The sequence below is a fragment of the Paenibacillus sp. BK033 genome, assembly GCF_004345425.1.
GTDB lineage: Bacteria > Bacillota > Bacilli > Paenibacillales > Paenibacillaceae > Pristimantibacillus.
This window is the reverse complement of record NZ_SLVP01000005.1, coordinates 223,006-241,699: the sequence shown is the minus strand read 5'-3', so window position 1 is coordinate 241,699 and position 18,694 is coordinate 223,006. Positions and strand designations below refer to the sequence as shown.

At 48.7% G+C, this 18,694-nt stretch carries 18 protein-coding genes; 2 read left to right on the top strand and 16 right to left on the bottom strand.

The window, feature by feature from the left end:
- Nucleotides 1-56 precede the first annotated feature (56 nt).
- The 8 genes from EV294_RS18450 to EV294_RS18415 all read right to left on the bottom strand — a co-directional run bounded on the left by EV294_RS18450 (nt 57) and on the right by EV294_RS18415 (nt 10,156).
- The gene (locus EV294_RS18450) at nt 57-1,760 is read right to left on the bottom strand and encodes a hypothetical protein (protein WP_132309375.1); all 1,704 of its coding nucleotides are present in this window, start codon (nt 1,758-1,760) and stop codon (nt 57-59) included.
- A gap of 13 nt (nt 1,761-1,773) precedes the next feature.
- The gene (locus EV294_RS18445) at nt 1,774-3,222 is read right to left on the bottom strand and encodes an SWIM zinc finger family protein (RefSeq protein ID WP_132309373.1); all 1,449 of its coding nucleotides are present in this window, start codon (nt 3,220-3,222) and stop codon (nt 1,774-1,776) included.
- 162 nt (nt 3,223-3,384) lie between these two features.
- Nucleotides 3,385-4,656 (bottom strand): metal-dependent hydrolase, encoded by a 1,272-nt coding sequence (locus tag EV294_RS18440; RefSeq protein ID WP_132309371.1) that lies wholly within the window; start codon nt 4,654-4,656, stop codon nt 3,385-3,387.
- Between the two features lie 55 nt (nt 4,657-4,711).
- Nucleotides 4,712-5,464 carry a uracil-DNA glycosylase family protein gene (locus tag EV294_RS18435; RefSeq protein ID WP_243711701.1) on the bottom strand — a complete coding sequence of 251 codons (753 nt, stop codon included), beginning with the start codon at nt 5,462-5,464 and terminating at the stop codon, nt 4,712-4,714.
- Between the two features lie 148 nt (nt 5,465-5,612).
- Nucleotides 5,613-6,839, bottom strand: coding sequence for an MFS transporter (locus EV294_RS18430; protein ID WP_132309829.1), 1,227 nt, complete (start codon nt 6,837-6,839; stop codon nt 5,613-5,615).
- Nucleotides 6,840-6,872: 33 nt separating this feature from the next.
- Nucleotides 6,873-7,901 carry an ROK family protein gene (locus tag EV294_RS18425; RefSeq protein WP_132309369.1) on the bottom strand — a complete coding sequence of 343 codons (1,029 nt, stop codon included), beginning with the start codon at nt 7,899-7,901 and terminating at the stop codon, nt 6,873-6,875.
- 143 nt (nt 7,902-8,044) lie between these two features.
- Nucleotides 8,045-9,022, bottom strand: coding sequence for an aromatic ring-hydroxylating dioxygenase subunit alpha (locus tag EV294_RS18420; protein ID WP_132309367.1), 978 nt, complete (start codon nt 9,020-9,022; stop codon nt 8,045-8,047).
- A 27-nt stretch (nt 9,023-9,049) separates the two neighbouring features.
- Nucleotides 9,050-10,156 carry a BMP family ABC transporter substrate-binding protein gene (locus EV294_RS18415; protein ID WP_132309365.1) on the bottom strand — a complete coding sequence of 369 codons (1,107 nt, stop codon included), beginning with the start codon at nt 10,154-10,156 and terminating at the stop codon, nt 9,050-9,052.
- 334 nt (nt 10,157-10,490) lie between these two features.
- Between EV294_RS18415 and EV294_RS18410 the strand changes: the two genes are divergently transcribed.
- Together EV294_RS18410 and EV294_RS18405 are read left to right on the top strand one after the other, a co-directional pair.
- Nucleotides 10,491-11,120: a LysE family transporter gene (locus EV294_RS18410; protein ID WP_132309363.1), complete on the top strand. Its 630-nt coding sequence runs from the start codon at nt 10,491-10,493 to the stop codon at nt 11,118-11,120.
- A 71-nt stretch (nt 11,121-11,191) separates the two neighbouring features.
- Nucleotides 11,192-12,526: an amino acid permease gene (locus tag EV294_RS18405; RefSeq protein WP_132309361.1), complete on the top strand. Its 1,335-nt coding sequence runs from the start codon at nt 11,192-11,194 to the stop codon at nt 12,524-12,526.
- Nucleotides 12,527-12,547: 21 nt separating this feature from the next.
- On the opposite strand, the gene EV294_RS18400 is transcribed toward EV294_RS18405, so the two are convergent.
- From EV294_RS18400 to EV294_RS18365, 8 genes are all read right to left on the bottom strand, one after another.
- Nucleotides 12,548-13,000: a DinB family protein gene (locus EV294_RS18400; protein WP_165930727.1), complete on the bottom strand. Its 453-nt coding sequence runs from the start codon at nt 12,998-13,000 to the stop codon at nt 12,548-12,550.
- A 156-nt stretch (nt 13,001-13,156) separates the two neighbouring features.
- Nucleotides 13,157-14,197 carry a phosphodiester glycosidase family protein gene (locus EV294_RS18395; RefSeq protein ID WP_165930726.1) on the bottom strand — a complete coding sequence of 347 codons (1,041 nt, stop codon included), beginning with the start codon at nt 14,195-14,197 and terminating at the stop codon, nt 13,157-13,159.
- Between the two features lie 231 nt (nt 14,198-14,428).
- Nucleotides 14,429-15,355, bottom strand: coding sequence for a YwqG family protein (locus tag EV294_RS18390; protein WP_132309355.1), 927 nt, complete (start codon nt 15,353-15,355; stop codon nt 14,429-14,431).
- Nucleotides 15,345-16,208, bottom strand: a complete 864-nt coding sequence (locus EV294_RS18385) for an imm11 family protein (protein ID WP_132309353.1) — start codon at nt 16,206-16,208, stop codon at nt 15,345-15,347. Before EV294_RS18385 ends, EV294_RS18390 begins: the two co-directional genes overlap by 11 nt.
- A 91-nt stretch (nt 16,209-16,299) precedes the next feature.
- Nucleotides 16,300-16,503 carry an SgrR family transcriptional regulator gene (locus tag EV294_RS18380; protein ID WP_132309351.1) on the bottom strand — a complete coding sequence of 68 codons (204 nt, stop codon included), beginning with the start codon at nt 16,501-16,503 and terminating at the stop codon, nt 16,300-16,302.
- Between the two features lie 162 nt (nt 16,504-16,665).
- Entirely contained in the window at nt 16,666-16,887 is a 222-nt protein-coding gene (locus EV294_RS18375) for a hypothetical protein (RefSeq protein WP_132309349.1), read from the bottom strand.
- A 14-nt stretch (nt 16,888-16,901) separates the two neighbouring features.
- Nucleotides 16,902-17,660: a hypothetical protein gene (locus EV294_RS18370; RefSeq protein ID WP_132309347.1), complete on the bottom strand. Its 759-nt coding sequence runs from the start codon at nt 17,658-17,660 to the stop codon at nt 16,902-16,904.
- 87 nt (nt 17,661-17,747) lie between these two features.
- Complete coding sequence (locus EV294_RS18365; RefSeq protein WP_132309345.1) at nt 17,748-18,599, bottom strand: AraC family transcriptional regulator; 852 nt, start codon at nt 18,597-18,599, stop codon at nt 17,748-17,750.
- Nucleotides 18,600-18,694 lie beyond the last annotated feature (95 nt).

The following is an 18,694-nucleotide window of genomic DNA, read 5'->3' as shown; positions in this document are numbered from 1 at the left end:
CTGCCATATCGTCTGGCATGGCTTCCAATGCCTCGACAATCTCTAGCAATTCATTTTTAACCGGATTCGTAAGCAAGAGCTTCCGCAAACGCGCGCAGACGGGGCGCGTAAGCCTTCGGCATCGAGGCGAACAGCTGCTTCATCCGCCAGTCTATGTAATAGAAGCTGCGGGAGGTTTTGTTCTCAAGCATCCCCATGAACAGCTCGGGAGCTTCCTTGAACCCAACGCGAAATAACGTCAGCAGCACATTTTGCGTCCGGTAATCGTTAACTCTTGAGCCGTCCTTCAGCTTCGATACTAAGTAAGACGTAACGTCCCGGTCATTCTCATGCGTAAATGCGCAGACCAGATCCGTCAAATCCTGACCGGCCAGCGCCTTCACCCAGCGCCGGTCCCAAGCCTCTTGCGGAACGGCATCGGCACGTTCATCGCTGCTCGCCAGCTGGTCGTGAACGATTTGCTGAATCGCTTGCTGCAGCAGCTTTGCGGGCGCCGAACGTCCCTTGATGGCATCCGCATACCGGTCGTAGAGCTCTGCCGGAGACAATTGCCTAAAGGCAGCGCGGAAGCTGTATCCGATAAATTTGCCTTTATAGGCGGAATGAAGGCCAATCGCGAACCGGTCGGCCGCTTCCGATTCCATCGCCAGCAGAAGCTCTGCCGCCGCGTCCTGCACGCCCCCCGCGTCTGCAGTCATGAATTCATCGGTTGCCATCAGTTTGCCAAGCATCGGGAAGGCTGCCTCGGCGAGCTCATTCGCATGCCCGCTCAAACAGCGCAGATCGTAATACAGCTGCTGCAGTGCAGCTTCTTTCGCCTTGCCTTCGCTGGCCGCATAACGGACCAGCTGTTCATCCGCGTGTCCGATGATTCGCTTATGAAGCGCAAGCGCCGAACATTTGCGAATGGGGTAAATAACAAGCTCTGCATCCTTCGAAGCGACGGCTTCAAACAAGCGGTCTTGGCAAGGAATGGTTGAAAGCCGCGCAAGGGCATAATAGGCCGCTTCTCGGACTTCCTTCCTTTTTTCCCGGCTCTGCTCAAGCAGGAAGCCCTCTTGACCTTCGTAGCCGCTGAGCAGCTCGATAGCCGCAATCTTTAATTCAGGAGCACCCGATGCGCCGGCTTCCGCTACGAGCTCCAGCGCGGATTCCCCTTGCAGGAGATGAAGCAGCTGAAGTCGTCTTGCGTCCCCTTTGCCGCCCTGCAGATTCAGCTGGTTCCGAAGTAAGGGAACAGCCGCTTGGCCAAACTCCGGCAGCATTTTCTGCTGAATGAATTCCGGGATTTCGGAATAAACATCGTCTAGCGCGCTGCATAAAGCCGGCAATGCCCGAAGATCCAGGAAGCACCTGTCTTCGCAAGCCTGACGGATCTGCTCCAGCCTGCCCGAGCCCTTTGTCGTTAAGGCTTCAAGCAGCGGATGCAATCTCCGGAAGGTTACCTCCGTAGGAAGCGACAGTCCTGTGCTATTGACGGGCTGCGTCTCTCCCGCCACATCGGTTTTGCCCTGCGTGTGCAGGACGGCGCTGAGCAGCGTGGCCAGCTCCAGCAGCTTCGAAGCGCTTTCGGCGCGCGGGGCTTGGATAAGATCCTCCGTTGTATCTGCCAACCGTTTAAAGACAGGCGCCGCCTCCCCGGCTTTTTGCAAGGAAGGGAGCAGCTTCGATAACCGGATATCCCCTTCGGACAGGCTGCTGCCGGCAATAAATAATCTTCGAACCTCAACCTGAAGGTCAAGCAACAGATCTACGCTCATGGTAGTCACTCCTCTAATACAACAGCCGAATAATCCGGCTATCCGTAATGATGCTCATCGGCTGCGCCGACAGACGTCCGCTGTCCATGTCATGCCGGAACATGACTAATGCTGCCTGATCCCGCAGCTCTTCTTCCTGCAATAACGGCACAACCGTCTCGAATCGCGCAGGCGTAGCGATCATGTCCGATGTAACCGGAATCGGCTTGCCTTGCTTATCCCGGAACAGGTAGCCCTCTCCGGACTTCTCGATCGTATGGTAGGCGATCAGCACCACCGGATTGCGGCCCGACAGCGGATTTTTAATGATGTTTTTCACTTGTTTGATCACATCCGGGAAGGAGCCGTTTGCTGCTCCCTTTACCGCCTTGTAATCCTGCACGGCAGCCTCGCGGAATGTTCCCTTTTCCCACCTTACGCGGGCATTGATCTCGCCTGGATATTGGTACAACTCATCCGTTTGCACAACGGCGTATACGGTATCCTCTTCCTTTAACTGCTTGGCTGCCCGGAACGGACGGAGATTACGCGTGGCATGAACCATTCCGTCCTGCAGATCGGCCCACCATCCGGCATCCACGTATTCTCCTCTTGCCAGATCGGTATACGACAAGAAGGAAAGCTGCAGCAGCTCGGATGCTTGCCGCGTGCGGCCATATTCTTTTAGTTCGGCTAACTGCCACGCATGACCAAGCTGTTCCTCAATCGTTGAATCCGTGTCTAACGGCATTTCCGGTTCCGCTAAGCGCCGCTCCAAATACGCTTTCCCCTTCTTAACCAGCGAATGGATACGGATCAGCTGCTCGATAGCCTTCGAATAAACCGCTTCTCGGTTCCCTTCATCGCCAAATAACAGGATAAGCTCCCTTAACTCGGCCTGCACGCCGGGAACATAGTAATTGCCCAATTCCTTCGCTTGTTCTTCGAGAAGCTGAATATTTTTCTTGCTCAAGCTGCCGAGTCCGCCTTGAACGGTTTGCAGCACCATTTTTTCCAATAGATGCAGGCCTTCAAGCTGGGCATTGATCTTCTTAGCCAGCGCCGACTTGTTAACCTTGCGTCTGGCAGGAGCCGTACCGCCTGACTCAGCGGCTTCGGTTTCCTTCTTCTTCTCTTCCCGCTTCTCCGCTTTGCCCCGTTTCTCGGCGATATCCGGCGGAAGCTCCGCCAGCTCGAACGGCTTGCCGAGCGCGTAAGCATACATTAATCCAAGCGTATGCTTGCAGGGGAACTGCCGGCTTGGACAAGAGCAGCGCGACACGGGACTATCCGGCTGAACAAAATCAACCGAGCAACGGTACGGTTCCTTTCCGCTTCCTTTGCATTCGCCAAACAGCAAGGTTCCGTCTTCCGTTCTTCGAAGCACCGGGAAGCTGTTCTTCTTCACCAGATCCCGGCCGTTCTTCATCGCTCCCGCATTGGGAGCCAAGCTATCAATGTAAGCTTCCGTTAGTGACGTCATAATCTACCTCTCAGCCTTTAAGGAATTCTATTAACTTCGACAAATTGGTGTAACTTCCTGTTTCAGGAAACCATCAACTAATGTATGAGCCTATGATTTCAATTATGATAGAGGGTCGCAGGCCCCATGAAAAAAGAAGGCATCTTCATGCCTTCCATTCTCTCATTGTTTCATGAATTTTTTTCCATCCCAAGCAAATGTACTTTTCACGTGTTGGCCCGTGGAATTATCGTAGTAATCGGTTTGGAACGATGAATCGTTTAGTTTGTTCAGACCGGTGGAGTACGTGGAGTCCACCGCGCTTATAAAGAGCCCCTCGCTTCCTCCCGCTTCCAGCTCCTGAAACTCGTTGCTGCCGGTCAGAGTAAATAGCTTGTAGTAATTCCCGTTGCTTGTTCCGTACTGCCCTATGGTAAAATCCGGGTCACCGTCTCCGTTATAATCATCAAACGAAAGCTCAAACGTAGAGTTGAACAGCAAAGGATCCGTGTAAAAATCATTCAAAGCTACCCGGCTGAGCTCATTGCCGAGGTCATCCCTCAACACGAGCTGAAATTCTCCGCTCCAATTCGGCCCCATGAACGGTCCCGGCGACCAGTCTTCGGAGTAAATTCCGTTAACCAGCTCAATATCGATAAAATAAGGCTTATTCATAATCGCAATCATATCGTTTCTGGATAATGTCATCGTCCCGGCTACGGTTATCGGCGAGGCGTCAGCCTCTGCTTTTTCCATGCGTTGAGTACTGAAGCTGCTTTCATTGTCGATTTCAATCCGGTTCCCCAAGAGGGATGCGCGGCCAAATACGGCGGCAGTCTCCGTCCGCAGCATAAACCTCCAATGCCTGCCAGAAGGATCCGGATAAGTCAGCAAAGACTCAACATGGTCCTGTTTGTACCTTTCCATCAAGCTATGCTCCAGGTCTGCCTTGGAATAGGCCAGAGCTCCGATATATACGCAGGTGGTTAGGACGCCGGCTAGAACCAAATACCTGCCCTTCCGAATCCACAACCCGATACTCAAGGATAGCAGCAGCGGCAATAGGACAAAGATATCGTCCCGATCGATAACGCTGAATTCGTATTCACGGTCAATAAGCGGATAAAACAAAGCTGCTCCGTTGCCTATATAATCAATCAGCAAATGAGTGCCTGCACTTATCATGAACGTCAGCCACATCCGCTTGAACGAGACTTCCTGTTGGACCTTGGAATAACTATAAGCGAGTACCCATCCGATGAGCGGAACAAAAAAGACGGAGTGAAAAAGCAAATCGCCAAAAAACTTCGTAAAATCCGGCGCCAGCCCGGCAATTGCTCCGAAGAGAAGCAAAAGGGAACGCTTCCCTAGTGAATCCGCGTATGCTCTGCCGAACAAATAAGCGGCGCCGGCGCCGGCCGCAACGTGAATTAACGTATGTATGATTAGATCCAATAGGCTCCCCCATTATCCGTTTCATTTCCTTAATATGTAAACGAATAAAATGGAATTATTGTTGCAGCAGCACAAAGTTTCTAATCCCCTTCTCCATCTCGTCTCTGTATTGCTGGAACTGCCGCAGCCGATTCCCGTTTGCGCCGGAGGGATGAGGGAATCCCCATACGACTTGCTTTTCGTTGATCTTTTTTTCGCTAAGCAATCGCTTGAATACCAATTCCACCGATTTCCCTAACGGAATAATAAGCGGAGTATGGTTCAATGCTTCAAGTTCACTCATCATCAACTGATAGGCATAGGTGTACAATAAGACGTTTTTCGAAAGCTCGGGGCTATGACCGCTGTAATTTTTCTTATTCGTAAAGACGGGATAGCGAAGCAAGGAAGTGGTATGAAGGAGCGTAGATTCATCTTCGAATAACGCCTTGCAATCGGCAAGTCCGTAATACGAATGCAAGTTCAATTCGTTCAGCATCTGGATGAGATTGCTCCGCATAGATCCGGCAAATCTCGCAGCCATCTTGGCTTCTTTACATATTTCTTGGGCGGATTTATGCTTGAGCATAGCCAGCTTCGCAGTCCGGATCGCGATCTCCATTTGATTCCAGCCTGGCGTGATGCCGACAATCATGATTCTGGCTAGAGGATTGCCGTAATCATTGTGCGGCGCATAATACATCTCGATCGGCCCTTCCCGCATCATGCATAATTCGGGAACGAGCAAGTCGTTAGGCGAGTAACGGGACTTGAGCGGCAGTTCGCGAATAAAAGCCTCGTACTTTTCAAGATTCGAATTTATGAGCATGCTTGGATGTTCCTTCCTCTGTTTTTGGTGCAGCCCCCGCGTATCATGATCATGTGTGGAAGATCGGATTTTATTCGAACGGTAAGCGTCCATTCATGAAATAACGCCAATCTCCTGCCCATAGGGCGTGAATATTGGCGCTTCTTCATTAAATGATTTCTTTTCTCTTATACAAATAAATATACAGAATAATGCCGGTTATTGCGCATAAGGCCGCGCATAAGCCAATAAAGCCGTAGCCGGCTTGCAGGCCGCGGAGCAAGCTGGTTGGCGAATTCTCGCCCACCAAATGCTTGACGAGCTCAGTCACTCCCCCGATCAGATAGTTGCCGATTACGCTGCCCAACCCCATCATGGTGACCGTAAAGGTAATCGCCGTATCGCTGCCTTTCGGATATCGCTTTGCGATAAAAGCCATTACCGTCGGATAAATCATCGCAATACCGACGCCGGAAGCGGCAAACAGGAACGCAACGCTCTCGCCGCCGGCAATTGCGGCAAAGGTGCATAATGCCGAGAAGCCTGAGAAAATAATGAGCGATAATACGAAGCCGATCCGATCCGTCAACGGACCAAGCAGCAGCCGCGCCAACGCGAAGCATAAGAAGAAAATAGACAACATGCCGGAAGCATTAACGGTATCCCAGTTATAGGCTTTTTCCAGGAAATTAACGAGCCAGCCGCCAACGGCCAGTTCGGACACAACGCCAAACGTCAGCACAAGCACCATTAACCATAGTACCCGGTCTTTCAGCAAGGTCTTTAGCGGAACGCGGTCTTCATGCGAGATGCCATCCCCCGGGAACGTACTGAACAACGCGATGACAATCGGAATGACGGACAACAGCAGCATCAAGAGGTACATTCCGCGCCAATCCAGCGTATGGCCGGCAATCGTCACTTTCATCAGGCCTGTTGCGATAAGCGGCGCAACCGTGGAGCTTAAGCCGTAGAAGCCATGCGTCATATTCATCATGGTACCGGTATTTTTCACGAAAATCCGGGCGCTTAGTATAGCAAGGCCAATCTCCAGCATTCCGTTGCCGATATACATGAGGAAATACGAAGCCGAGAACAACGAGTAATGATGGGAGAAGAAGATAAGAATGCCGGATAAAGCCATAGAGGCGAATGCGGCAGCGGTTACCCATTTGATCCCCCATATTTTCGTCAAATATGCCGTAAATGAACAGGCTATCAAATACCCCAAAGCGTTTAAGGATAACAAGGTGCCCAGCTGGGACTCATTCAGCATAAAGTCGAATTGAATGCGCGGTATAGCCGGACCTTTAATATTTTCCGAAAAGCCGAAAATAATGAATCCGATAAAAATGGTCGCCAGCTGCATGGCGTAAATCTTATTGAACTTGCCCATACTTTTTTCCACTCTTCGCGTGCTCCTAACTTGTTATCTTTTCTCCGTAACCTGCAGCCGGTAAGTCAGGCTTTCCAGCGTCGCTGCAACAAGGCCCGTCATGTACTCCCGATGCGTATTGTTCTGTATGATAAGCTGCGGCATATGCTCCTCGGGAATATCCTTCAGACATCCCTCGCGCAGATCCTTAAGCTGCGACTCTCTCGGAAGCTCGCCCGTTATCGCGATAGCCACCGGGTTAATGATAGCGATGATCGAGGCTAATGTCATAACCCCCAGCCGGATAAAGCCTTCCTCCGTATGCAGCTGACGCAGCTGCTCCTTGCGTGTAACGCCGAACGGAAGGAACGATACCTCGCCGCCAAATGTCGTGTTGCCCGACAAAATCCGGCCGTTCACGATAAAACCGGCCCCGGGAAAATGATTCTTCGGAAACGTCACTACCGCAAACGTTTTATCCTCTTCAAAATTTTGAAGGTGGTAGAAGCCGTACACCGTCATGTTCATGTCATTCTCGATCGTAACCGGGACCCCGTACTTCTCCTCCAGGTATGCTCCTAACGGCATTCCGGCCAGATCCGGCACATCGCATACGCCAATCACTCCGCGGTGAACGACGCCCGGAATCCCGATCCCGATGGCTTGAACATTCTCCTTGTCGTTGATTATGCCTTCAATGATCTGATCAATAACCTCCCTGTCGATGCGAGGCAGCTCCACGGTTGTCTCGCTGACGGTCTCGCCTAGCAAATTCACAATGCTGCAGCCGATGGAATGAATGCCGCCTTCCGTCCTGACAAGCAGGCAAATAACGCAGCCAAACTCAGCATTGTACTTATACTGTTTGGCTGGCCTCCCGCCATTTGCCCCATCCGGCTCGAGTTCAATGATCTCGCGGGCGGCCAGCAGCTCGTTCAGAATCGTCCCGCAAGTAGCCACGCTTAGCTTGGTCAACCCGGCAATCGATGCTTTTGTAGCGATCCCCTGAGCCTTTAAAGCATTTTTGACCAGCTCGACATTCATCTTTTTTACATGAATCGTATTATGCGTGTGAGAAGACATGTTCTCGCCCCTTTTAGCAAACACTTTTTAAAACACTTTTAATAAATGGAGTATAAAGTCCCCTAGGCCATAAGTCAATAAGGAATAGGAATAGACGAAAATAAAAGAAACCGCGATAAACGCGGCTTCTTCATGTTCGAATCTTATTCTGTTCCAATCGTTACCCCTAGCTCCTTCAATTTACGCCGGTAAGCGATGGCAACGCGGTCGCATTTGAGATGCAGCTCTGCCTGCAGGTCCAGAGGCAGCAGCTCCGGCTTCTGCTCCTCGACAATGCGTTTGTCCTGCTCAAGCAGCGTATTCTGAAAATCGATAAACACCTGATCCGGAACCTCGGGCGCATAGTTGCGGAGCTGCAGCATAAACGCCGTGCAGGTCGTCTCCGTCTCCGGGAGTACGATCAGGAACAAATGAAAGATTTCGTCCGAGCCCTCGCTTCGCTTCGCCAGCTTGACGCAGCACGGCGTATAGATCTCATAGATATACCGGTTATCGACGCCGATTCCGCGTCCGTCAGGGTCCGGCTGGTAAACGACGATCTCGTCCGTAACTAGCGCTCCGTCTATATGATGTACGTTGTAGTCGTTGATCTCGGCGAATTCACTGTCGCCAAGCAGCCCTTCATGCACAAACATCAGATGCGAGACATCCAGGAAATTCTCGATAACGCGCGGGGCGGATGCCTTAACCGGGTATGGCCCCATCCGGATCGGCAGAAGCCCCTCGTCAACTCTCCCTTCAAGCGGCGGGGCATCCTCCCTTGGCTCTCCCAGGCAAACCCAGACAAATCCGTGCCGTTCCCGGCACAAATAAGTTTGCGTTCTCGCTTTAAGCGGGATCGCCTGCGATTTGGGCATTGCCGGTATGCATACGCAGCGCCCGTCACCGTCATAACGCCAGCCATGGTACGCGCAGACAAGCTCGTCATTGTCCACGCGCCCAAGCGACAGCGGGACTCCGCGATGAATGCAAAGGTCCTTCATGGCTTTTACCCCTTGCTTCGTGCGGAATAGGACGACCTTCTCTCCCAATACGACGACCTGCTTGGGAGTGTCGGTAATATCCGAGGCTATCGCTACCGGATGCCATTCATGCTCGAGTGCGGGATCTTTTCTAATCATGCCAGCCACTTCCCTTTCTGTCTTGATCTATTGCGGTATGGTTCCTTCAATGCCTTTGACGAACCAATTCATGCTCAATATTTCGTCTACGGTCATCCGTTTGCCTTGCGGCACTTTCTCCGTACCGCTCTGATCGGCGATAGGTCCGTTAAACACATCGAAGCTTCCGCTTAAAATTTCCTTCTTCTTCGCTTCGACGAGGTCTTTGACTGCCTGCGGAACGTTCTTGCCAAACGGAGCAATATCGGTGATGCCGTCCTTCATCGAGCCGAAATAGCTTTCGGACTTCCAGGTGCCGTCCATAATGGCTTTAACCGTCTGCACGTAATAGGGACCCCAATTCCATTTCGGATTGGAAATGTAATAATCCGGTGCGTATTTGCTCATATCCGAGTCGTTGCCGATTCCCCATACTCCGCGTTCGGCAGCGGCTTGAATGCTTGCCGGCGAATCCTGATATGCGGCCAAGACGTCTACGCCTTTGTCGAGCAGGCTTGTTGCCGCCTGACGCTCGGCCGTTGGATCGAACCACGTATTGCTCCATACGACGTCAACTTTCGCTGCCGGATTAACGCTTTGTACGCCTAGAGCAAACGCGTTGATGGTATAGATCACTTCCGGAATCGGGTAAGCGCCGACATAGCCGAGGTGATTGTTTTTCGTCATTTTGCCTGCCGCCATCCCTACAAGATAAGCGCTTTGGTATTCCTTGCCCAAGTATGTGCCAAGATTGTCCGATGTTTTATAGCCGCTTGCGTGAAGGAACTTCACATCGGGATGCTTCTTGGCTACGGCGACCATCGCATCCATGTAGCCAAAGCTTGTGCCAAAGATAATATCATTCTTCTCGGCAAGCTCTTCGAATACGCGCTCCGCGTCCGCGCCTTCCGGTACGTTCTCGACCGTAGTTGCCGTAAGGCCAAGCTCTTTCTCCATCATCTTGCGGCCTTGATCATGCTCGTAAGTCCAGCCTCCGTCCCCCGGAACGCCGAGGTAGACAAAAGCAACTCTTGGCTTTGTCTGATCACCGCTTGCGGATGCGCCCGTTTCCGTTGAATTCGTTTTTGTTTCCTTCGAGCATGCCGCCGTAAAGACAAGCAAAGCAGCCGCTGCAACCATAATGAGCTTCTTCATGCCAAGACCCTCCCCCGATTTGCCGAACAAATGAGATTCTTCTTACAGAAAGCTTAGAGGTAATATAGGTCATTGTTATATTGGCGTCAATATCACTCACACGAAATATGGCTGTAACACTAAAAACATACGGTTGTTGTGTGCCTCATGCACACTTACCTCACGTTTATGTAAGGTTATCTTTCGTGAAAATAACTTCCAGAAAATGACTTTCAGCTTCTCTTGGTATTAACCGGAAAATAAAATAGTTCCCTCTCAAGCATGTAGGGTTGTACGACCGTGCGTCGCAGAATAGATTAGTACGAGCTTATTAAATCATGGAGGTTATCGGAGCATGACATTTTTTCTCGAATATATTTTGCTTGGTCTTTCTTTGGCAGCCCCAATCGGTCCGATTAATGCGGCACAAATGGAACGAGGTATTCGGGGCGGATTTTGGAATGCATGGCTGCTTGGCTTGGGGTCGATGACTGCTGACATCCTCTATTTGCTGGTTGTCTATTTGGGAACCGTCCACTTTTTGCAAACGCCGTTTTTGAAAACTTTACTATGGTCTTTTGGTTGCTTTGTCCTGCTCTATACCGGCTTCGAAAGCCTTTATAATACGAATAAAACGGCAGCCATGCACAGAAACAGTCTTAAAGAGCCGGTCTTGAAATCGTTTGGAACCGGCTTCTTTTTATCTCTGCTTAACCCGTTATCCATCATGTTCTGGATTGGTATCTACGGCTCCGTTCTCGCGGAAGCGGCGAAAAAGTTTGAGCCAACGCAGCTCATTATTTACACGTCCGGCATTTTGTTGGGGATTTTTTTGTGGGATTTATCCATGGCCGTTGCTTCCAGTCATTTCCACCGCATTTTGAACAACCGAGCGCTTAGCTTTATTTCCGTTTTGTCAGGCCTGTCTTTAATAGGCTTCGGGTTATATTTTGGCATAGAAGCGCTTAAACAATTGTTTCTATAAAAGGGTATATTCCTTGCTCGCTCTCCTCACAATATCACTTGTTATAAAGCGGATTAGGGGAGAGATGGCAAATGAGTCAAAGGAATGGCGCGGACAAGCCCCTCAAATGGTGGCAATTATCTCTTATGGGGGTCGCTTGTACAATCGGTACGGGTTATTTCCTGGGGACCGGGGTTGGCATCAGGATCGGAGGCCCGGGGATTCTTTTGGCCTTTCTGCTTGCCGCCTTTTCGACCTTTGTCGTATTTGATTTACTGGCTCGCATGACCGCCGACGATCCTTTGGACGGATCTTTCTGCGCTTATGCGAACAAAGCATTTGGGCGCTGGGCGGAATTTTCGAGCGGGTGGGTATACTGGTCCTCCGAATTGCTTATTATGGGTAGTCAGATGGCTGCGCTATCCCTATTTACTCGTCTCTGGTTTCCGAATGTTCCTCTATGGATCTTTGCATCCGTTTACGCTTTTTTAGGCATTTGTATTATCGCTATTGGGACAAAGGGCTTTGAACGGATGGAGCACGTCTTTGCGGTCATGAAGCTGGCCGCAATCATTCTTTTTATTCTTATCGCCGCATTAGCGTTATTTGGCGTCTTTGGGACAGGCAAGCACAAGCCCGGCTGGCCGGTTCCTTTATTCCCTCATGGGCTAAAAGGCGGATGGTCGAGCATGATCTACGCGTTTTACTCCTTTGGCGGCATTGAAGTTATGGGTCTATTGGCGATACGGCTCAAGGAGCCGAAAGAAGCGCCTAAAGCAGGCAGGGTCATGATAAGCGTTCTTACCGCTTTATATTTGGTTTCGCTTACTCTAGCGCTGTCTCTTGCACCTTGGAGCACCATAGATCATAAGGAAAGCGCTTTTGTCTCCTCTCTGGAAGGTTACGGGATTGCTTTTGTCCCCCATTTATTTAACGCGGTATTCATAATCGCCGGTTTTTCCACCATGATCGCTTCCTTATTTGCGGTGACGAAAATTATGGTTACTTTGGCTAAAGACGGTAACGCCCCCAAGCTGTTTGCCAAAGTCGGCAAAGGAAAACGCAGCATGCCGTACTTTGCCTTCGGTCTAACGATTGTAATGCTGGCCGGGTCTATTCTGATGGCCTTGCTTATGCCGGACAGCGTCTATGAATACATTACGACCGCAGCCGCGCAAATGCTGCTTTATAATTGGATTTTTACGCTAATGACAGCAGGTAAACTTCTCCGGTTAAGCATGTGGGGGCAAATAAAAAGATGGATTGGCGTTGGAATCATCGTATTGGCGGTGACCGGTACTTTGTTTCATCATACAAGCCGACCGGGATTTTTTATCAGCATCGGGTTCCTCGCTTTAATCGGAGGCTTGACCTTGCTTATGCAAAAAAGATGGAAATCCCCCTCTCTTCAGCCTGCTTCAAAGTAAAATAAACCAACTCCCTATCGGCTATTGAGGGAAGATTTGGCCGAGATGATGCTCCAAATGCTCCAGGTAATCTCTTATCAGCCATTCCAGCGTATGCGTCTCGCCGTTAGCAAGTCTGATCTGGCATGACGTTAACGTTTCGACGGGTACTGCCGACATCACTCTAACCATCGATCGGTTCAGGCTTTCCCATAAGGCTATAATCTCTCCGGCAGGCGCCGATGCATATTGCTGCGCTTTAACCCAATTGTCCTGGTTATAAGGAGTAATCACATACGGCCCAGAGGCAGATGGAGCTTCAATGATCCTTCTCATATTATTAATGGCCGAATCGCATAAATGGCCGAGAATTTGAAGACTGGACCATTTCCCGAGCGCTCGCGGCGTTGTCATCCTCTCCTCGGACCAAGCTCTTAAATGCAATGGTACCGATTCAACGTATCTCTCAAGCTGCGCAACCGTTTGTGTAATCATCCTTATCGCTCCTTCTAACGTAGTTGCTCCATTATAACAATGATGGCTCAAGAGCATTAGGGAAAGTATTCGATGGTTAGCTTCAATGATTTTGATATTAAAAAAACCTCCTGAAGGAATGTTTCCATTCCAACCGGGAGGTTTTTCTAAAACAACTTACAAGCCAAGACCTTCAAACGAAGTGACGCTTTTCCCGTCCACATCCACATGAAGGGTATCGCCGGCTTGCGGAATCAAAGCCCAAATATTCGGCAGATAACGGGGAATATTATTGCGGGAAGAAGGAATCGTAATGTTATCGCCGTTAAAATACATCGAAGAGGAAGAACCGCCGTCCATGCACATGGCATTGACAGCTCCACGCTCGTAGAGCAAATCCTGCACTTCTTTGATACTTGCGCCAACCGAACGGGTCTGACGACCGTCTATCACGACAAAAATGATGCTGCCATCCGCTTTTTGGCCAATGGCCGTGCGTGGACCCCAGCCCCAACCGCCGTCTCCTTCAACCATTTTCTGACCGTTTACGATGAGCTGGGGTTTAAAACCCGCTGCATATTGTACGCCAAGGTTGACCAATTCATTCGCGCTGTACTTGCCGGTAATCATCACGCCATCCTTCGTAATCCCGGCTACAAATTCTTTCGTATTCTTATTCTGGCTTTTAATAACGCCGTCTTCAATAACGACACCGGTTGAAGCTCCTCCGTTGCCATGCCCATCCAAATCGACAAACCCGCTCGCGTTAATAGCGGCAAGGGCTTTCGCCCGCTTAGCAATAACAAAGATTTGTTCGCCGTGGTCGCTCAGCTTCGAGCTAACCAGCTTAACCCGATTCGGATTGGAGATCGTGATGACTTTTCCTTTGTAGTAATGCGTAGGATTGGTGTAACGCTCAATCGACTCTACGTGCACGTACAAATCCTTATCCGACTTTACGTCGACCAGGCCGCCTAAATCGCCTGCTCCCGATGCGCTATTCACGTAATTCGGATTATTTATATTTTCCAGCATAGCGTCCAAGTCACTTTGCGGTAAAAAAGTGTACTTCGCCCACTGCCGATGTTGTGACGATAATATGGTCTCCGCCGCCATCGCCCGGAGACGATATCCGGAATCTGTAAAGAACATAAAGATACCCGAGATAATCGCCCATACGAGAATAAAGACCCCTATAATACCAAAAAATTTCTTCACAAGTTCCATCCTTTCTTTGCGGACTTCACCCTTTCGATGATAGCCCATTATAAATGCAACAGCTGCGTAAATACTAGAAGTAAATATTTTCAGTACAACCATCACGATGACTTCCACATCTATCAGACGCAACAAATCGATAAATATGTGCAGTTTTCCGCAATTTTTTTGTTGAAATTTTTTCCATGCAAAAAAGCAGCCTTCGTATCGAGACTGCTTACCGTGATAACTTTATGTTCCTACCCGTTCCGTATAGGCGTTTTTGAACGACAGCTTTTTGAAGTCATCCTCATTAATAAAGAAGTATAGAAGTCCGGACAAATCCCATTCCATCCCCACTTCAGTGTTCGAATCTGCTTGAAATAATAAAATATCTTTTTGGGGATAACCACCGTATTGCAGAGCTGACATATGCCCTAAAAAACGATAACCAATTCCGACGTCATATGTTTCTTGAAACTTAGATTTAAAAATAAGCGAATATTTATCCAGAACGTCTTTCTTTTTAAGAATTTTATTTTGTTGCAAGTAATCCCCGTCCGGAATCGTTAATTCGAGTTTTTTCTGGATTATTCCCGACTTGAATACCTGTTCTTCCGTTAATGCTTCAGGTGAATCCAGTCTTATTAATTGCGAAGTATCCGCGGTATAATAAACCAAATTGTTTTTTCTTTTTTGTGAATCGAATTTCGGGTTATCATACCATAATTCATAATCATGGACGTAGAAGAAATACAAGATCCCGCTTGCGGGATATTCCGGATTCACGGAATCCATAGGGAATTCTTCCAAATTGATTTGTGCCAGAAAGGACATGGGATGCCCTTCCCAGGATGGCCAAACGAAAGAAGACGGTACATCCGGATGCCCGCCGATTTTACTGGTTCCAACCGCAATCTTATCTTCATCTACTATTTGGGGAACCATATAAAAGCCTGGTCTAATCTGTTGCTTAATAACATTCCAATACGAACCTAAACCCGCTTGATCAACCATGGAACCTATTTCGTCTAAGGTTGGATCGAACCTCTTATCGTTGTATAAAGCTATAAAACTGGATCCCATCTCTATATCTCCCTTCGAACAAGATGACATAGAGAAAATCATGATCATCCCTATAACAACAACGGTGAAAAACCTCATAGCCTTATCTTTCATTTTTAAATATCGCCTTCAAAACCCTATCCAATCTGCCAGACTGGACTTGCTCTTTGATCCCCCATACTTGAACGAGCAATACAGGGGGAATAAAGATGGGATATATCCAAGAATAGGTCCCCTCAAGGACCAGCTCCCCAAGTTGAAAACGTCCTTGATCATCCAGCCGTATTGCCCATCGATCGCTGTAGGCGGTTATTTTTCTCTTCTCCACAAACTTTCTTGCCGTTGTATAATCAAATGTTTTTATGCGTTCTTTATTGCTTTGTTCGACCATAGCATTAAACTTCTTCTGTTTGTCTTGCCAGCTAAAAGTAGAATCCCATACTTCAATTAGCTGATAACCCTTCAGCCCCGAGTTAATAATAGCTTCATGAATATGATCGCTGACAAAAGGATAATGAACGACATTATCTCCCTCATGGAATTTGACGCGCATAATATGATGCGGCTTAACAAGCTCCTCATGAAAGGCATACTCCGTGTATTCCGAGATGATATTGCTTCCGTTTAACCTCTTAATCAGACTGTTCTCGGCGTCAATACAGGATACATGGTTAAGCACGTGCAAGAAGTAATAGGTAACTCCTTCAAATTCAAAAGGAAGGAACTCTGCTTCTCCGGCATGAACGGTTGATTCAAATACAGTCTTTGCTTTCTGATTGATAAGGAGAGCTCCATTATGACAACCCATAATGTCACTTGGTTTGCCATAATCGCGCAAATCAACCTCCGGAGCATTCCACCGATCCCCTAACTGTGTTCCATTAAATTGCAAACGTTTAAAATCATCCATATTGTTAATTTTAAAGTTGTTAAAAGAGGGATGATAATCTAACAGCCAAATTTTCAAAGTTAAAACACTCCCAAATATTTAATCAAACACTCTAATTAGTATCGGATTAAGGAATGTTTAACATTATATCCCTGCTGCTCTATCACTATTAATCATGCTCCTCCAGCCAAACATCCTTGAAGTCAATCCAGCCTAACGGATTTAAATTCACGCCGCGTACGGATGGATGCAAATACGCATTTCGAGGCGTGCAGTATAATAATTCGGATACTTCCTCAAGAGTTACCTCGACAGGCCCCACTTGGCCCCCGAAACGTTCATATAAGGTAAGATACCGTTCATCCAGCAACATGTCGTTAGCCCTCCCTAACTTTCCAGGATAAGAAGTTGGGGCAAGTATACACTTCTTCCAAGCGTTTGGGTAGCATGAAGTTCGCGGATTTTACTTTTCGGGATCCGGGCACCATTTTGCAAGAGGGAGGAAACTGACGTACGCGGCTCCGCTTATATGAAGTTACCTATGAATGAACCAGGAGATTAGAAAAAGCAATGCGCCCAAGACGATAACCGTGTAAAAGAAATACGAGAACCACCGTAATGCCTTTGGCAAGCTTTTTAGGTCTGCCCGTTGACTCGGAACCCCCATTACCTTCTGATAATGTTCGGTAGCATCGTTAAAAGATACAACCGTTGAAGCGCTTGTTTCCGTATTCGGTAATTCTTCGTTCTTATTCATATCTTATCTCCTCCTTAATTGGCGGATAGATCTTGGGGCTGGACTCGATCGGTCTTGCTCAGCTTCATCCTATGCTGCCCGGAATCATAGCGGTAATGCCTCACCTCGACAAACGCTTGCCCAGCGCCTTCGCCGCCTGTAACGACAAGTTCGTCATTTCCGGACACCTGGAGCGGATAATGCGGATGCTGGAAGAAGCTTCCGGTCAGCTGTCCCGCTTCATCTTCGAAGGTAACCGGAAAAACCTGCCCGTCCTTCACTCCGAACAGATAAGCTTCAAGCGCATGACAGTCCGTATAACGCGGATAGTACGTAAAAAAATCGGCATCTCCGACCGTGATCATTTGAAGACTAATCATTGCGTCGGTTGGCTCAATAATCTCGAGGTCTTCCGGAAAAGACATTACTTTCACGGGATCCCCCCCGGCTGCAGGCTGCCAAATCGCTTCATAATCTCCCGTCCAGCTTAGATCGGTTTCCAGCCCGTAACAGCTAGGTGCGCCAAGAGAGACAACCGTCGCATGACTTTTTGGTTGGATAATCAATTGGCCAGCCCGGTGGGAGGCCGTCGCTCTAACCGAAAGATCTTCCTTGCTTAAGTCCGTCAAACCCTCGGTTTCGGATGACTCGGTTGTATCGGTTGAATCACCTGGTTGAGACGTTGAAGGGCTATTTTCCGTGTTTACGCTTTCATTGGCTTGCATGCGATGAGTTGCACATGATGTAAGCATCGTCATTAAAATAACGGTCAGAATAAGCAAATTTACTCTCATTAGCAATCTCCCATTTATAAAAATCTCATTTGCAGTTTAGACGGATGTTACAGCCCCTAGGTTGCTTACATGGTATATCGTATTTCGTTACTGAGCAGTCTCCGCTCTCTTCGTGATCCGATAATGGCTAGGGGACATTCCGTTATGCTGCTTGAACATTTTGCTGAAGTGATATTCTTCGAAATATCCGCACAGCTTGGCCACTTGATTGATGGGATAATCGGTAAAGACAAGATAACCGCATGCCTGACGGTTGCGTATATGATCCAAATATTGTTTGGGTCCCATTCCCGTATGCTTCAGGAACATCTTGCGAAGATAGGAAGGAGAGATGTTATGCGTCTTGGCTAATTGTTCGATCCGCAAATTTTCTTTGTAGCTGCTCTCCAAGGTATGCTTGATCTTCTCATAAGATGCAAAAACGCCCGACTCGCCAATATTCCAATCCGGCGCCTTGCTGTGCTGCAATTTGTTCAATAACAGCTGCAGCTGCGATTCGGGAACGCTGGAACCGTCCGCTATTCGGGCAGTCCAGCTCTGATTGATTTCCCGGAACCAAGCATCAAACTCTTCGGCTTGCGTATCACCGTATTGACTTAAGAATGGAAGGTTTAGCTTGCCAATCGGCATGGCATCCTTCCATACCGCTTCATAGACAAGCTCCGCGCAATCAAACAACACCATGGTCATGCGAAGCGGTGCCTCCGGATCCGAACGCATGGACATTTCCAATCCCGGCCTCAAATACGCCAGCATTCCTGCCTGAACCCGATACTCGGTGTTCGTCAGGAAGGTCCCTCTCCCCTCATGAATCCAATAGAAGCTATGTACATTCACAAGATTGCGAATATCCTTCCAGCCGGGATACGTTAATTTATCGAGAATAAGGTGGATATGGACGACAAGATGCTTTGTTGCATGGCCAAGGTCTGCCACCATTCATAACCTCCAAGAATCATTAAGAGATAAACAGGCTCGAAAATGACAAGCGAAACTCGGTTTCTTCCATTCAGCTGCCCGAGTCGTCATGCTAT

Excerpts from the sequence above, each read along its gene's own strand:
- EV294_RS18450 (WP_132309375.1), bottom strand. The coding sequence starts at position 1,760 with ATGAGCGTAGATCTGTTGCTTGACCTTCAGGTTGAGGTTCGAAGATTA.
- EV294_RS18445 (WP_132309373.1), bottom strand. The coding sequence starts at position 3,222 with ATGACGTCACTAACGGAAGCTTACATTGATAGCTTGGCTCCCAATGCG.
- EV294_RS18435 (WP_243711701.1), bottom strand. The coding sequence starts at position 5,464 with ATGCTCATAAATTCGAATCTTGAAAAGTACGAGGCTTTTATTCGCGAA.
- EV294_RS18430 (WP_132309829.1), bottom strand. The coding sequence starts at position 6,839 with ATGGGCAAGTTCAATAAGATTTACGCCATGCAGCTGGCGACCATTTTT.
- EV294_RS18425 (WP_132309369.1), bottom strand. The coding sequence starts at position 7,901 with ATGTCTTCTCACACGCATAATACGATTCATGTAAAAAAGATGAATGTC.
- EV294_RS18420 (WP_132309367.1), bottom strand. The coding sequence starts at position 9,022 with ATGATTAGAAAAGATCCCGCACTCGAGCATGAATGGCATCCGGTAGCG.
- EV294_RS18415 (WP_132309365.1), bottom strand. The coding sequence starts at position 10,156 with ATGAAGAAGCTCATTATGGTTGCAGCGGCTGCTTTGCTTGTCTTTACG.
- EV294_RS18410 (WP_132309363.1), top strand. The coding sequence starts at position 10,491 with ATGACATTTTTTCTCGAATATATTTTGCTTGGTCTTTCTTTGGCAGCC.
- EV294_RS18405 (WP_132309361.1), top strand. The coding sequence starts at position 11,192 with ATGAGTCAAAGGAATGGCGCGGACAAGCCCCTCAAATGGTGGCAATTA.
- EV294_RS18400 (WP_165930727.1), bottom strand. The coding sequence starts at position 13,000 with ATGATTACACAAACGGTTGCGCAGCTTGAGAGATACGTTGAATCGGTA.
- EV294_RS18390 (WP_132309355.1), bottom strand. The coding sequence starts at position 15,355 with ATGAAAGATAAGGCTATGAGGTTTTTCACCGTTGTTGTTATAGGGATG.
- EV294_RS18380 (WP_132309351.1), bottom strand. The coding sequence starts at position 16,503 with ATGTTGCTGGATGAACGGTATCTTACCTTATATGAACGTTTCGGGGGC.
- EV294_RS18375 (WP_132309349.1), bottom strand. The coding sequence starts at position 16,887 with ATGAATAAGAACGAAGAATTACCGAATACGGAAACAAGCGCTTCAACG.
- EV294_RS18370 (WP_132309347.1), bottom strand. The coding sequence starts at position 17,660 with ATGAGAGTAAATTTGCTTATTCTGACCGTTATTTTAATGACGATGCTT.
- EV294_RS18365 (WP_132309345.1), bottom strand. The coding sequence starts at position 18,599 with ATGGTGGCAGACCTTGGCCATGCAACAAAGCATCTTGTCGTCCATATC.